This is a genomic window from Burkholderia sp. Tr-20390 (assembly GCF_017104595.1).
Classification (GTDB): Bacteria; Pseudomonadota; Gammaproteobacteria; order Burkholderiales; family Burkholderiaceae; genus Burkholderia.
Genome location: NZ_JAAGPC010000048.1, coordinates 37,968 through 51,166, shown reverse-complemented (window position 1 = coordinate 51,166; position 13,199 = coordinate 37,968). Strand labels below are relative to the sequence as shown.

Sequence of the window (13,199 nt, the reverse complement as noted above, 5' to 3'; positions counted from 1 at the left end):
CGTGCCGTCGTAACCGGCGCCGCGGCCGGTGCGCGCCTGCGCGTGCTCCTGGGCCTGGCGCAGCTTGCGCGCGATCCACGAACCCGCGAAGAAGAGAAGAATCAGGAGAAGAATCTGTCGCATCGGAAACCTGCGTTCAAACCACGGAACGGTGCAGCAGCACCTCGAAAACGAACCGGCTGCCGACATACGCGAGCAGCAGCGCGGCGAACGACACGAGCACCCAGCGCGCGGCACCACGGCCACGCCAGCCCGACGTCTTGCGGGCGACCAGCAGGCCGCCGAACATCAGCCACGACAGGATCGCGAATACCGTCTTGTGGTCGAGGCGCAGCGCGCGCGCGTCGACCTGCTCGCTGAACAGGATGCCCGACGCGAGCGTCAGCGTGAGCAGCACGAAGCCGGCGCCGATCAGGCGGAACAGCAGCTTCTCGAGCGTGAGCAGCGGCGGCAGCGTCTCGAGCCAGCTCGCGATCCAGCCCGTCGAGCCGTCGCGCCCGCCGCTCCGCAGCGACTGCAGGCGCCGCTCGACCATCAGCATCAGGATCGCGTGCAGCGCCGCGATCGCGAACAGGCCGTAGGCGATGTTCGCGATCAGGAAATGCAGCTTGAACAACGGCGCTGCGGCATAAGGAAGCACCCGCACGCCGCCGAACACGAGCGGCAGCAGCGACGCGCCGCACGCGAGCGGCAGTACCAGCAGGCGCAGGCTGTCGAGCGGGAAGAAGAAGCTCTCGATCCAGTAGATGCCGGCGCCGAGCCAGAACATCGCGGACAGCGCGAACGCGAAGCCGAACACCATCGCGTCGTTCGGAAAGATCGTCATGTGGAGCAGCACGCCGTGCGCGACCAGCGCGGCGAACAGCAGCGCGCGGCCGGCCCCGCTCATCCCGGACGCGGCGGACGCGGGAACCGGCACGGCCGGCACGCTCGCGACGAGCGGCGTCGCGCCCTGGCGGTGCGTGCGCCAGCCTGCGACGGCGAGGCCGCCGTACAGGAATGCGGTGAGGGCATACAGTACAATATCCATGTTCGAAGTTTACACTAGGCCCCCTTCCCGCGACGGCTCCCTTTGTTCGGTTCCGCCGCGCCTTCGGGCCCCACTGTCCATCGCTCCCCATGCTCGACAATCTCACTCAACGGATGGCGCGCGTCGTCAAGACGCTGCGCGGCGAGGCCCGGCTTACCGAGGCGAACACGCAGGAGATGCTCCGCGAGGTGCGTCTCGCCCTGCTGGAGGCCGACGTTTCGCTGCCGGTCGTCCGCGAATTCATCGCCAAGGTCAAGGAAAAGGCGCTCGGCGAAGAAGTGATCAGCAGCCTGTCGCCGGGTCAGGCGCTGGTCGGCGTGGTCCAGAAGGAACTGACCGCCGTGATCGGCGGCGACTACGAAGGCAAGGCCGCCGAGCTGAACCTCGCGGTCACGCCGCCCGCCGTGATCCTGATGGCCGGCCTGCAAGGCGCGGGCAAGACCACGACCGCCGGCAAGCTCGCGAAGCTGCTGCGCGAGAAGTACAAGAAGAAGGTGCTGACCGTGTCGTGCGACGTGTATCGCCCGGCCGCAATCATGCAGCTGAAAACGGTGAGCGAACAGGTCGGCGCCGACTTCTTCCCGTCCACGCCGGACCAGAAGCCCGTCGACATCGCGGTTGCGGCCGTCGACTGGGCGAAGCGCCACTACCATGACGTGCTGATCGTCGACACGGCCGGTCGCCTCGGCATCGACGAGGCGATGATGCAGGAAATCGCCGCGCTGCACGGCACGCTGAAGCCGGCCGAAACGCTGTTCGTCGTCGACGCGATGCTCGGCCAGGACGCGGTCAACACCGCGAAGGCGTTCAACGACACGCTGCCGCTCACCGGCGTCGTGCTGACCAAGCTCGACGGCGACTCGCGCGGCGGCGCCGCGCTGTCGGTGCGTCACGTCACGGGCAAGCCGATCAAGTTCGTCGGCGTGGCCGAGAAGCTCGACGGCCTCGAGGTGTTCCACCCCGACCGGATGGCGAACCGGATCCTCGGCATGGGCGACATCCTCGCGCTCGTCGAGGAAGCGCAGCGCGGCGTCGACGTGCAGGCTGCGCAGAAGCTCGCCGACAAGGTCAAGAAAGGCGGCGACTTCGACCTGAACGATTTCCGCGCGCAGATCTCGCAGATGAAGAACATGGGCGGGCTGTCGTCGCTGATGGATAAACTCCCTGCGCAGTTCCAGCAGGCGGCCGCCGGCGCCGACATGGGCCAGGCCGAGAAGTCGATCCGCCGGATGGAAGGCATCATCAGCTCGATGACGCCGGCCGAGCGCGCGAAACCCGAGATCATCAAGGCGACGCGCAAGCGCCGCATTGCGGCCGGCGCGGGCGTGCCGGTGCAGGAAGTCAACCGGATGCTGAACCAGTACGACCAGATGCGTACGATGATGAAGAAGCTGAAGGGCGGCAACATGCAGAAGATGATGCGCGGCCTGAAGGGCATGATGCCCGGCATGCGCTGATTCCGCCCATCGGCCGGCGCGCGGGTTTTTGCTGTAGCGCGCGGCGGCCGTTCTGCTTCATTCTTATTTGTATACCGACTGCCCGCCAGAACACATGAACCGCGAAGAAGCCCTCCACATTTTCAACCACTCAGAAGAGATCGTCTCGGCGGACGCCGTCAACGCGTCGATCTCCAAGATGGCCGACGCGATCCGCGCCGAGATCGGCGACGCGTTCCCGCTCGTTCTCTCGGTGATGGGCGGCGCCGCGGTGTTTACCGGGATGCTGCTGCCGCATCTCGATTTCCCGCTGGAATTCGACTACATCCACCTGACCCGCTACCGCAACACGACGCAGGGCAGCCCGGAGATGCACTGGCGCGTCGCGCCGCGCGAATCGGTGAAGGACCGGATCGTGCTCGTGCTCGACGACATCCTCGACGAAGGCGAGACGATGGCCGCGATCCGCGATCGCATTCTCGACATGGGCGCCAAGCGCTTCATGTCGGCCGTGCTGTGCGAAAAGACGCTCGCGAAGGCCAAGCCGCTGCACCCCGACTTCTGCGGCTTCGCGGTACCGGACCGCTACGTGTTCGGCTGCGGGATGGATGCGAAGGGCTACTGGCGCAACCTGCCGACGATCCGCGCGCTGACCACGAACGTCTGAGCGCCCCGCTCCGCACTATATAAATAGAAAGCGGCGCTCCGGTTTCCCGGAGCGCCGCTTTTTTGGCGTCTTGGGTGCGCGCCGCCCCGTCCTACAGCTGGTGCACGAACGCGCGGACGCCGCCTAGCATCATCTCGACCGAAATCGCGACGAGCACGAGGCCCATCAGGCGCTCGAACGCCGCGACGGTCCGCTCGCCGATCCATTGCTGGATCCGCTCGGCCAGCACCAGCGTCACCGCGCAGACGATCATCGTGACCGTCAGCGCGCCGACCCACTCGAGCATCTTGCCGGGCCCCTGCGACGTCAGCAGCATCACCGTCGCGAGCGCGGACGGCCCGGCGAGCGCCGGAATCGCGAGCGGCACGATGAACGGCTCGCCGCCCGCACGCGGATCGTTGCCGAGCGCGCCGTCCGGATGCGGGAAGATCATCCGCAGCGCGATCAGGAACAGCACGATCCCGCCGCCGAGCCGCAGCGACAGGTCGGTGAGGCTCATCATCCGCAGGAAACGGTCGCCGACCAGCATGAAGAACAGCAGGATCACGAACGCGATCCCCACTTCACGCAGGATCAGCTTCACGCGCCGCTCGCGCGGCACATCCCGCATCGCCGAAATGAACAGCGGGATGTTGCCGAGCGGATCGGTGATCAGCACCAGGAGCACGGTGGCCGACAGGAAGGTGTATTCCACCGCGTTCCCCGGTCGGTGCGCTTAGCGCGCGAGCGCGGCGCGGATCTTCTCCGCGACCGTCGCCGCAGCCGCGTCGGCCGGCAGCAGCGTCGCTTCGGCGTCGCGGCGGCCCTGATACTCGATCTTGCCTTCCTTCAGGCCGCGCTCGCCGATCACGAGGCGATGCGGCACGCCGACCAGTTCCCAGTCGGCGAACATCACGCCCGGGCGCTCGCCGCGATCGTCGAGGATCACGTCGATGCCGGCTGCGACGAGTTCCGCGTACAGCTTGTCGGCGGTCTCGCGCACCATGTCGCTGCGGTCATAGCCCATCGGGCACAGCACGACTTCGAACGGTGCAATCGACTCGGGCCAGATGATGCCGCGGTCGTCGAAGTTCTGTTCGATCGCCGCGCCGAGAATGCGCGTGACGCCGACGCCGTAGCAGCCCATCAGCATCGGCTGCGGCTTGCCCGACTCGTCGAGAAACGTCGCACCCATCGCTTCCGAATACTTGGTGCCGAGCTGGAACACGTGGCCGACCTCGATGCCGCGGCAGATGTCGATCACACCCTTGCCGTCCGGCGACGGGTCGCCCTTCTTCACGTTGCGCACGTCGGCGACGTCCGGCTCGGGCAGGTCGCGGCCCCAGTTCACGCCAGCGATGTGGTAGTCGACCTCGTTCGCGCCGACGACGAAGTCGCTCATGTTCGCGACCGTGCGGTCCGCGATCACCTTCACGGGTTTCTTCGTGCCGACCGGGCCGAGATAGCCCGGCGGCGTGCCGAACCACTCGACGATTTCCTGCTCGGTCGCGAAGCGGTGGTTCTTCAGGCCCGGCAGCTTCGACACCTTGATCTCGTTCAGGTCGTGATCGCCGCGCAGCATCACGAGCCAGATGGTCGGCTCGGCACCTTCGTTGTCGGTCGCGAGCACGATCGACTTGATCGTGCGCTCGAGCGGGATGGCCAGCAGCTCGGCGACGGCTTCGCACTTCGCCTTGCCGGGCGTCGCGACCTTCTCCATCGCTTCGGCCGGCGCCGCGCGTTCGGCGATCAGCGGCAGCGCTTCGGCCGCCTCGATGTTCGCCGCGAATTCGGACGTCGGGCAGTACGCGATCGCGTCTTCACCGGTGTCGGCGATCACGTGGAATTCGTGCGAGAAGTTGCCGCCGATCGAGCCGCTGTCGGCCGCGACCGCACGGAACTCGAGGCCGAGGCGCGTGAAGATGCGCACGTACGCGTCGTACATCTTGCGATACGACTCGTTCAGGCCGGCCGCGTCCTTGTCGAACGAGTACGCGTCCTTCATGATGAATTCGCGGCCGCGCATCACGCCGAAGCGCGGACGGATCTCGTCGCGGAACTTCGTCTGGATCTGGTAGAAGTTCACCGGCATCTGCCGGTAGCTCTTGATCTGGTTGCGCGCGATGTCGGTGATGACTTCCTCGTGCGTCGGCCCGATCACGAAGTCGTTGTCCTTGCGGTCCTTGAAGCGCAGCAGCTCGGGACCGTACTGCTCCCAGCGGCCCGATTCCTGCCACAGCTCGGCGGGTTGCACGGCCGGCATCAGCAGCTCGATGGCGCCCGCCCGGTTCATTTCCTCGCGCACGATCGCCTCGACCTTGCGAATCGAACGCAGGCCGACCGGCAGGTAGTTATAGATGCCGCCGGCGACGCGACGGATCATGCCGGCGCGCACCATCAGCTTGTGGCTGACGATCTCTGCGTCGGCGGGTGCTTCTTTCAGGGTGCCGATAAAGAAACGGGAAGCTTTCATGCGGACGGTTCCAAAAACGGCGCCCCCAGGCGGGGCGCCCGAAAAAGTTTCAAGGTGAAAAAGCTGCGCGCGACGAACGGCAATGGCGCAGATGACGTAGCAGACTAATCAGGGACAATTCAACCGGTGTGCCCCGCGCGGATTCGCTCCGTCACGGTGCGCAGCGCCCGTTATCTGTTTATAATCAAAGCAATTTTAAAGGATTCGAAGGTGGTTGTATGCTGGATCGTGAAGGCTTTCGCCCGAACGTCGGCATCATCCTCTTGAACGCGCGCAACGAGGTGTTTTGGGGCAAGCGGCTCCGCGAGCATTCCTGGCAGTTTCCTCAAGGTGGGATCAAGTACGGCGAGACCCCCATGCAGGCGATGTACCGGGAACTGCACGAGGAAACGGGCCTGCACCCGGAACACGTCAAGATAATCGGCCGCACACGCGACTGGTTGCGTTATGAGGTGCCTGACAAGTTCATTAAACGCGAAGTACGCGGTCATTACCGCGGCCAGAAGCAGATCTGGTTCCTGCTGCGGATGGTTGGACGCGATTGCGACATTTGCTTGCGCGCGACCGACCACCCGGAGTTCGATGCGTGGCGCTGGAACGAGTACTGGGTGCCGCTCGATGCGGTGATCGAGTTCAAGCGGGATGTCTATCAGTTGGCGCTGACGGAACTGTCGCGCTTCCTGCGCCGCCCGGCGCAGCGAGCCGAGAAGCCGCGTGGGCCGCGTCTGTCGCGCTATCCGCGCGTCATTGGCGTAGAGGCCCAGCAGACGCTGACGATTGTCGACACATCGGTAGTCTGTTCGGAGATCGAAGTGGAAGCGGGCACGCTCGACGAGATGCCGCCCCACGTGATCGTCGGCAAATGACGAATCGAACTGCATGACCGGGCGCGACCTTGGTGTCGCGCCCTTTTTTTACGAGGAATGCAAATTGAAAGCGATTGCTCTCGCGCTCGCATCGATTGCCGCGGTGGCCACGCTGGCAGGTTGCGCGAATTCGAAGACGCCCACCAACAAGGATGACAGCGAGTTCGTGTATCTGCTGGACCGCCAGGGCACGTGGAAGGAAAACACGGTCGACTCGCTGCCGCCGCTGCCGCAGACGGGCGACCTGCTGCCGTTCAACGTATCGCAGAACACGCCGCTCAAGTTCTTCGTCGATGCGAAGTCGCTGGCGGTCGGCACCGATGGCGTCGTGCGCTACGCGGTCGTCATCACGAGCCCGGCCGGCGCGCGCAACGTGAACTACGAAGGCATCCGCTGCGACACCTACGAGTGGCGCCAGTATGCCGGCCTGAATTCGGAACACGACGGCTGGGACCGCACCGTCGAAAACGACTGGCGGCGCATCGAGAACGGCGAACTGAATGCCTACCACTCGGCGCTCTATCAGGACTACTTCTGCGCGAACAAGATGCCGCAGGGCTCGACCCAGCAGATCCTGGAGAACATCCGGTTTCACCGCACCGCGATGAGCCAGTTGCGCTGACGGCGCGCGGCGCCCGCCGCGCCCCTGTTCGCCGCAAGAAAAAAGCCCGCATCACGCGGGCTTTTTCGTTTGGCGGCCGGAACCTGCTCGAATGGTCACACCAGCACCAGGTTGTCGCGATGGATCAATTCGGGCTCCAGCATGTAGCCGAGCACGGATTCGATCTCGCCGCTCGGCTTGCGGTGAATCAGTTTCGTCTCCGCACTGCTGTAGTTCGTGAGCCCGCGCGCCACTTCGCGCCCGTCGGGGCCGACACACGCGATGACTTCACCGCGCGCGAACGCGCCCTGCACGTCGATCACGCCGATCGGCAGCAGGCTCTTGCCGCCGGCCGTCAGCTTCTCGACCGCGCCTGCGTCGATCACGACATGGCCGCGCACCTGAAGATGGTCGGCCATCCACTGCTTGCGCGCCGCCATCCGCGCGGTACGTGCGATCAGTTGCGTGCCGATCGCCTCACCGGCCGCCAGACGCACGAGCACGTCGGCCTCCCGGCCGCTCGCGATCACGGTGTTCGCGCCGCTGTGCGCCGCGCGCTTCGCCGCGAGGATCTTCGTCAGCATCCCGCCGCGGCCGAGGCTGGAGCCCGCGCCGCCGGCCATCGCCTCGAGCTCCGGCGCGCCTGCATTGGCTTCCGCAACGAGCGTCGCGGTCGGATCCTTGCGCGGATCGGCCGTGAACAGCCCCGACTGGTCGGTCAGGATGATCAGCGCATCGCCTTCGATCAGGTTTGCAACGAGCGCGCCGAGCGTATCGTTGTCGCCGAACTTGATTTCGTCGGTGACGACCGTGTCGTTCTCGTTGATGATCGGCACGACGCCAAGCCGCAGCAGCGTCAGCATCGTCGAACGTGCATTCAGGTAACGCTCGCGGTCCGCCAGGTCGGCATGCGTCAGCAGGATCTGCGCGGTGCGGATGTCGTGCTCGGTGAAGCGGCTTTCATAGACCTGCGCGAGCCCCATCTGGCCGACGGCGGCGGCAGCCTGCAACTCGTCGATTTCCCGCGGTCGCTTGCTCCAGCCGAGCCGCTGCATCCCTTCGGCAATCGCGCCCGAACTGACGAGCACGACTTCCTTGCCCTGCGCGCGCAGTGCGGCGATCTGAGCCGCCCAGCGGCCGATTGCCGCATGATCGAGCCCCTTGCCGTCGTTGGTCACGAGGCTGGAGCCCACCTTCACCACCAATCGCTTCGAATCCGCGATGATCGAACGCATCCTGCACTGTCTCCTGTATCTGCTGCCTTTCCGACCGGGCGCGATTGAACGCCGGCGCCGGGCGGCACGCCCGGCACGCCCGGCGCGCTCCGGAGTCGCTCAGGCGTCGTCGCCCGGCGCTGCATCGCCCTTCGCAGGCGGCGCATCGCGGAAACGCACGTCTGCCGCGAGATCTTCCGCCTCCGCGGCGCGATGCGCGTCCGAATGTTCGGAGAGGTAGTCGTAGATCGCGTAGCACAGCGCTTCACAACCCTGGCCCGTCAGCGCCGAGATCTCGAACACGGGGCCGTCCCACTCGAAGCGCTCGAGGAAATCCTCGACACGCGCCTTGCGCTCGTCTTCCGGCACCATGTCGAGCTTGTTGAGCACGAGCCAGCGCGGCTTCTCGTAGAGCGCCTCGTCGTACTTGCGCAGCTCGCCGACGATCGCCGTCGCTTCCGCCACGGGATCGACGCTTTCGTCGAACGGCGCGAGATCGACCAGATGCAGCAGCACGCCGGTGCGCTGCAGGTGGCGCAGGAATTGATGGCCGAGGCCCGCGCCTTCGGCGGCGCCCTCGATCAGCCCCGGAATGTCGGCGATCACGAAGCTCTTGCTCGGGCCGACGCGCACCACGCCGAGATTCGGCGCAAGCGTCGTGAACGGGTAGTCGGCAATCTTCGGCCGCGCGTTCGACACCGACGAGATGAACGTCGACTTGCCTGCGTTCGGCATGCCGAGCAGGCCGACATCGGCGAGCACCTTCAGCTCGAGCTTCAGCATGCGACGCTCGCCGGGCTTGCCGTCCGTCTTCTGGCGCGGCGCGCGGTTCGTGCTCGACTTGAAATGCAGGTTGCCGAGCCCGCCGGCGCCGCCCTGCGCAAGCATCACCTGCTGGTCGTGCTCGGTCAGGTCGGCGATCAGCTCGCCGGTATCCATGTCGCTGATGATCGTGCCGACCGGCATGCGCAGCGTGACATCGTCGCCGCCCTTGCCGTAGCAATCCGATCCGCGCCCGTTTTCGCCGTTGCGCGCCAGGTGCTTCTTCGCGTAACGGTAGTCGATCAGCGTGTTGATGTTGCGGTCGGCGATCGCGTATACGCTACCGCCCCGGCCGCCGTCGCCGCCGTCCGGCCCGCCGAACGGGACGAATTTCTCGCGGCGCATCGACGCACTGCCATCGCCTCCGTCTCCGGCGATGACTTCGATTCGTGCTTCGTCAATGAACTTCATTCGTCACTCCGCCCAGTATTTCCGCTATTGTGCCGCGCGCCGGCGCGCTTGAACAATCTGCCGTTCGGCCGATCGTACGCCGGTTGCGCGATGGCCGCCCGAACGCACACGCGCCCGGCGGCCAAATAAAAAAAGGCCCCGCGAAGACTGCGGGGCCTTTCGGCTACGAAGCCCGTGGGTGCCTGAACTTAGGCAGCCGCCGGGACAACGATGACCAGATGCTTCTTGTCCGCGCCCTTCGTCGCGAACTTGACGTGACCGTCGACCAGCGCGAACAGGGTGTGATCCTTGCCCATGCCGACGTTCTCGCCTGCGTGCATGCGCGTACCGCGCTGACGCACGATGATGCCGCCGGCATTGATTGCCTGGCCGCCGTACACTTTCACGCCGAGACGTTTCGACTCGGAGTCGCGGCCGTTCCGGGAAGAGCCGCCTGCCTTTTTGTGTGCCATCTGATTGCTCCTTTACCGAGGCGCTTACGCGTTGATCGCGTCGATGCGCAGCTCAGTGTAGTTCTGGCGGTGGCCGCCGTGCTTTTGGTAGTGCTTCCGGCGACGCATCTTGAAGATGGTGACCTTGGCATGACGACCGTGCGACACAACGGTGGCCTTGACGGAAGCCCCACTGACCAGCGGCGTACCGAACTTAATCGATTCGCCTTCGCCCACTGCGAGAACCTGGTCGAGCGTGATTTCAGCGTCAATGTCAGCCGGTATCTGTTCTACTTTGAGTTTTTCGCCAACGGCAACCTTGTACTGCTTGCCGCCGGTTTTTATGACCGCGTACATTGAGAACCTCACTCTGGATCCAATTTTTCCGCACACCACGCGCGGAAAACACGTGATTATACATGGGGTTAGCACCCAAGTCAAAGCCGATTGACGATTGCCGCGCGCGGGCCTCTACCGGAAGGCCAAAATCGCGCCGCTGGTACGTCTGACAGACCGGCATATCGCGGATTCGACTTATAATCCGCGGCATCACCCAATTCCATCATCATGTCGTCGTCCACCGCCTCCCCCACCCTCAGCGCCGCCCATCTGCTCGCTCCGATCACCACTGACATGGAGCAGGTGAATCGCGTTATCCGGCAAAGCCTCGCGTCCGATGTGCTGCTGATCAACCAGATCGCCGAGTACATCATCGGCGCGGGCGGCAAGCGGCTGCGTCCGGCATTGCTGCTGCTCGTCGCCGGCGCGCTCGGCGAGACGTCGCACCAGCGGCACGTGCTGGCCGCCGTCGTCGAGTTCATCCACACGGCCACGCTGCTGCATGACGACGTCGTCGACGAATCCGAGCTGCGCCGCGGCCGCCAGACCGCCAATGCGCTGTTCGGCAACGCGGCGAGCGTGCTGGTAGGCGACTACCTCTATTCGCGCTCGTTCGAGATGATGGTCGGCGTCGGCAAGATGCGCGTGATGGAGATCCTGTCGGAAGCGACGACGATCATTTCCGAAGGCGAGGTGCTGCAGCTCCTCAACATGCACGACGCGGACGTCGACGAAACGCGCTACATGCAGGTGATCCGTTACAAGACGGCCAAGCTGTTCGAGGCCTCGGCACGTCTGGGCGCGGTGCTCGCCGGCGCCGATGCGCCGACCGAGGCCGCCGCCGCCGAATACGGCCGCCGGATCGGCACCGCGTTCCAGATCATGGACGACTGGCTCGACTATGCGGGCACGGCCGAGGCGATGGGCAAGAATGCTGGCGACGACCTGCGCGAAGGCAAGCCGACGCTGCCGCTCATCTATCTGATCGAACGCGGCACGCCCGAACAGTCGGCGCTCGCACGCGAGGCGATCGAACAGGGCGGCACCGATCGCTTCGACACGATCTTCGAAGCAATCACGCGCTCGGGCGCACTGGATCACACGCTCGAATGCGCACGCCAGGAAGCGCAGGCGGCAGCCGCGGCGATTGCCGCGTTCCCGGACTCGATCTATAAGGAAAGCCTGCTCGGGTTGTGCTCATATTCGACGTCGCGGCAATCGTAAACACGCCGCGAACGCGATGCGATGCCTTGTCTCGAAAATTTTCTTCATCAAAGTATTCCCTTTTAGAAAAAACATCGTTATAGTTACGTTCTTGCTTGTGACGACGCAGCGATTCTTAACGAAGAGGGCGAAGTCGGAAGAGCAGAAATCGGGGTGTAGCTTAGCCTGGTAGAGCGCTACGTTCGGGACGTAGAGGCCGGAGGTTCGAATCCTCTCACCCCGACCAGATTTGTAAAAAACCGTGCACCCCGTGCACGGTTTTTTTTTACCCGGCCGCCGCAGGCCCCTTGTGTCGCGCACGACACATCGCGGTCGCCGGCCTCTGCTATATTCCTTCCATCCCAGTCCTTCACTGCCCTTCCAACGCGTGGACCAAATTCCCTTATGGGCGCAAATCGGCGCCGTCTTCCTGCTTCTCCTCTGTTCCAGCTTCTTTTCGATTTCCGAGACCGCGATGATGGCGCTCAACCGCCATCGGCTGAAGCATCTCGCCAGCCAGGGCGCACTCGGCGCGAAAACCACGCAAGGCCTGCTCACGCGCACTGACCTGCTGCTCAGCGTGATCCTGATCGGCAACAACCTGTTCAACACGATCATCCCGGTCCTGACGACGTCGCTCGCGCTGCATACGTTCGGCCGCAACAACCTTGCGCTGTCGATCGCGACCGGCATCGTCGCGTTCCTGATCATCGTGTTCGCCGAAATCGCGCCGAAGATCGTCGGTGCGACGTTCCCCGAACGCATCGCGCTGCCCGCGAGCCTCGTGATCGCGCCGCTGATGCGCGTGTTCAAGCCCGTCGTCTGGTTCGTCAACGCCCTCGCGAACGGCGTGCTGTGGGTGCTGCGCATCAACACGAAGAAGGGTCGCGACCAGAGAATGTCGGCCGACGAGCTGCGGGCCATCGTGCTCGAGTCGAGCAGTTTCATGCCGACCAAGCACCGCAGCATCCTGCTCAACCTGTTCGACCTCGAGAACATCACGGTCGACGACGTGATGGTGCCGCGCCGCCAGATCGAGTCTCTCAATTTCTACGCACCGCTCGACGACGTCCTGCACCAGCTCGAAACCTGCTATCACAACCGGCTCGTCGTCTACGAAGGCGACATCGACAAGGTGCTCGGCGTGTTGCACGTCCGCAAGACGCTGACCGCGCTGCACAACCAGGAATTCGACCGCGAGACGCTGCGCGCGCTGCTCGCCGAGCCGTACTACGTGCCGTCCGGCACACCGGTGGTCCAGCAGCTCCAGTTTTTCCAGGAAACCCGGCAGCGGACGGCGCTCGTCGTCAACGAGTACGGCGAGCTCGAAGGGCTCGTCACGCCCGAAGACATCATCGAGGAGCTGATCGGCGAATTCACGACGTCGATGCCGCGCAGCGAACGCAAGGGCGGCTGGGACGAGAACGGCGAATGCATCGTCTCGGCGAGCATGCCGCTGCGCGAGCTGAATCGCTGGCTGCACCTGAAGCTGCCAACTGACGGGCCGAAGACGCTGAACGGCCTGGTGCTCGAAATCCTCGAGGAAATTCCGGAAGACGACGTGTGCCTGAAAATCGGCGACGTCATGCTCGAGGTGATGCGCAGCGACGATCAGGCCGTGCGCACCGTCAAGCTCTTCAAGCCGCGCGGCTCGCGCACCGCACGCGCCACCACGCGCTAGCCGAACGGCTGACTGCCGGCGCCGCCCGCGACGCGCGACCATCTGC

13 protein-coding genes, 1 tRNA gene and 1 pseudogene are annotated in these 13,199 nt (G+C 64.8%); 7 read left to right on the top strand and 8 right to left on the bottom strand.

Features of this window, described 5'->3' with window-relative positions:
- Together G3N98_RS15815 and ccsA are read right to left on the bottom strand one after the other, a co-directional pair.
- Nucleotides 1–123 (bottom strand): annotated as a pseudogene (locus G3N98_RS15815) (deaminase); the annotation flags it as partial.
- A gap of 13 nt (nt 124–136) precedes the next feature.
- Nucleotides 137–1,030, bottom strand: coding sequence for a cytochrome c biogenesis protein CcsA (ccsA, locus tag G3N98_RS15810; RefSeq protein WP_085042265.1), 894 nt, complete (start codon nt 1,028–1,030; stop codon nt 137–139).
- Nucleotides 1,031–1,119: 89 nt separating this feature from the next.
- On the opposite strand from ccsA, the gene ffh reads away from it, so the two are divergent.
- The gene (gene ffh, locus G3N98_RS15805; protein WP_021159890.1) at nt 1,120–2,487 is read left to right on the top strand and encodes a signal recognition particle protein; all 1,368 of its coding nucleotides are present in this window, start codon (nt 1,120–1,122) and stop codon (nt 2,485–2,487) included.
- A gap of 94 nt (nt 2,488–2,581) precedes the next feature.
- Nucleotides 2,582–3,133 carry a hypoxanthine-guanine phosphoribosyltransferase gene (locus G3N98_RS15800; RefSeq protein WP_089424439.1) on the top strand — a complete coding sequence of 184 codons (552 nt, stop codon included), beginning with the start codon at nt 2,582–2,584 and terminating at the stop codon, nt 3,131–3,133.
- Nucleotides 3,134–3,224: 91 nt separating this feature from the next.
- Here G3N98_RS15800 and G3N98_RS15795 read toward each other — a convergent pair whose 3' ends face one another.
- Together G3N98_RS15795 and G3N98_RS15790 are read right to left on the bottom strand one after the other, a co-directional pair.
- A complete protein-coding gene (locus tag G3N98_RS15795) occupies nt 3,225–3,827 on the bottom strand; it encodes a MarC family protein (RefSeq protein ID WP_011350864.1) in 603 nt (200 codons plus the stop codon).
- A gap of 21 nt (nt 3,828–3,848) precedes the next feature.
- A complete protein-coding gene (locus G3N98_RS15790) occupies nt 3,849–5,585 on the bottom strand; it encodes a proline--tRNA ligase (RefSeq protein ID WP_089424438.1) in 1,737 nt (578 codons plus the stop codon).
- A 218-nt stretch (nt 5,586–5,803) separates the two neighbouring features.
- On the opposite strand from G3N98_RS15790, the gene G3N98_RS15785 reads away from it, so the two are divergent.
- Complete coding sequence (locus G3N98_RS15785; protein ID WP_039353086.1) at nt 5,804–6,451, top strand: RNA pyrophosphohydrolase; 648 nt, start codon at nt 5,804–5,806, stop codon at nt 6,449–6,451.
- A gap of 13 nt (nt 6,452–6,464) precedes the next feature.
- Nucleotides 6,465–7,073, top strand: a complete 609-nt coding sequence (locus G3N98_RS15780; RefSeq protein ID WP_175238228.1) for a CNP1-like family protein — start codon at nt 6,465–6,467, stop codon at nt 7,071–7,073.
- A gap of 95 nt (nt 7,074–7,168) precedes the next feature.
- Here the strand turns inward: G3N98_RS15780 and proB are convergent, their stop codons facing one another.
- The 4 genes from proB to rplU all read right to left on the bottom strand — a co-directional run bounded on the left by proB (nt 7,169) and on the right by rplU (nt 10,287).
- The gene (gene proB / locus G3N98_RS15775) at nt 7,169–8,287 is read right to left on the bottom strand and encodes a glutamate 5-kinase (protein WP_175241063.1); all 1,119 of its coding nucleotides are present in this window, start codon (nt 8,285–8,287) and stop codon (nt 7,169–7,171) included.
- Between the two features lie 99 nt (nt 8,288–8,386).
- A complete protein-coding gene (gene obgE / locus G3N98_RS15770) occupies nt 8,387–9,499 on the bottom strand; it encodes a GTPase ObgE (protein WP_039353096.1) in 1,113 nt (370 codons plus the stop codon).
- A 188-nt stretch (nt 9,500–9,687) separates the two neighbouring features.
- On the bottom strand, nt 9,688–9,951 hold the full coding sequence (gene rpmA / locus G3N98_RS15765) for a 50S ribosomal protein L27 (RefSeq protein WP_006476999.1): 264 nt from the start codon (nt 9,949–9,951) through the stop codon (nt 9,688–9,690).
- Between the two features lie 24 nt (nt 9,952–9,975).
- Nucleotides 9,976–10,287 (bottom strand): 50S ribosomal protein L21, encoded by a 312-nt coding sequence (rplU, locus tag G3N98_RS15760; protein ID WP_006025184.1) that lies wholly within the window; start codon nt 10,285–10,287, stop codon nt 9,976–9,978.
- 210 nt (nt 10,288–10,497) lie between these two features.
- On the opposite strand from rplU, the gene G3N98_RS15755 reads away from it, so the two are divergent.
- The 3 genes from G3N98_RS15755 to G3N98_RS15745 all read left to right on the top strand — a co-directional run bounded on the left by G3N98_RS15755 (nt 10,498) and on the right by G3N98_RS15745 (nt 13,153).
- Nucleotides 10,498–11,493: a polyprenyl synthetase family protein gene (locus tag G3N98_RS15755; protein ID WP_089424435.1), complete on the top strand. Its 996-nt coding sequence runs from the start codon at nt 10,498–10,500 to the stop codon at nt 11,491–11,493.
- Between the two features lie 149 nt (nt 11,494–11,642).
- Nucleotides 11,643–11,719 (top strand) — tRNA-Pro (locus G3N98_RS15750).
- A 141-nt stretch (nt 11,720–11,860) separates the two neighbouring features.
- The gene (locus tag G3N98_RS15745) at nt 11,861–13,153 is read left to right on the top strand and encodes an HlyC/CorC family transporter (protein ID WP_174976218.1); all 1,293 of its coding nucleotides are present in this window, start codon (nt 11,861–11,863) and stop codon (nt 13,151–13,153) included.
- The last annotated feature ends 46 nt before the right edge of the window (nt 13,154–13,199 follow it).

Coding starts and splice junctions, on each gene's coding strand:
- G3N98_RS15780 (WP_175238228.1), top strand. CDS start 6,465: ATGACCGGGCGCGACCTTGGTGTCGCGCCCTTTTTTTACGAGGAATGC.
- ccsA (WP_085042265.1), bottom strand. CDS start 1,030: ATGGATATTGTACTGTATGCCCTCACCGCATTCCTGTACGGCGGCCTC.
- G3N98_RS15755 (WP_089424435.1), top strand. CDS start 10,498: ATGTCGTCGTCCACCGCCTCCCCCACCCTCAGCGCCGCCCATCTGCTC.
- ffh (WP_021159890.1), top strand. CDS start 1,120: ATGCTCGACAATCTCACTCAACGGATGGCGCGCGTCGTCAAGACGCTG.
- G3N98_RS15800 (WP_089424439.1), top strand. CDS start 2,582: ATGAACCGCGAAGAAGCCCTCCACATTTTCAACCACTCAGAAGAGATC.
- proB (WP_175241063.1), bottom strand. CDS start 8,287: ATGCGTTCGATCATCGCGGATTCGAAGCGATTGGTGGTGAAGGTGGGC.
- rplU (WP_006025184.1), bottom strand. CDS start 10,287: ATGTACGCGGTCATAAAAACCGGCGGCAAGCAGTACAAGGTTGCCGTT.
- obgE (WP_039353096.1), bottom strand. CDS start 9,499: ATGAAGTTCATTGACGAAGCACGAATCGAAGTCATCGCCGGAGACGGA.
- G3N98_RS15785 (WP_039353086.1), top strand. CDS start 5,804: ATGCTGGATCGTGAAGGCTTTCGCCCGAACGTCGGCATCATCCTCTTG.
- G3N98_RS15790 (WP_089424438.1), bottom strand. CDS start 5,585: ATGAAAGCTTCCCGTTTCTTTATCGGCACCCTGAAAGAAGCACCCGCC.
- rpmA (WP_006476999.1), bottom strand. CDS start 9,951: ATGGCACACAAAAAGGCAGGCGGCTCTTCCCGGAACGGCCGCGACTCC.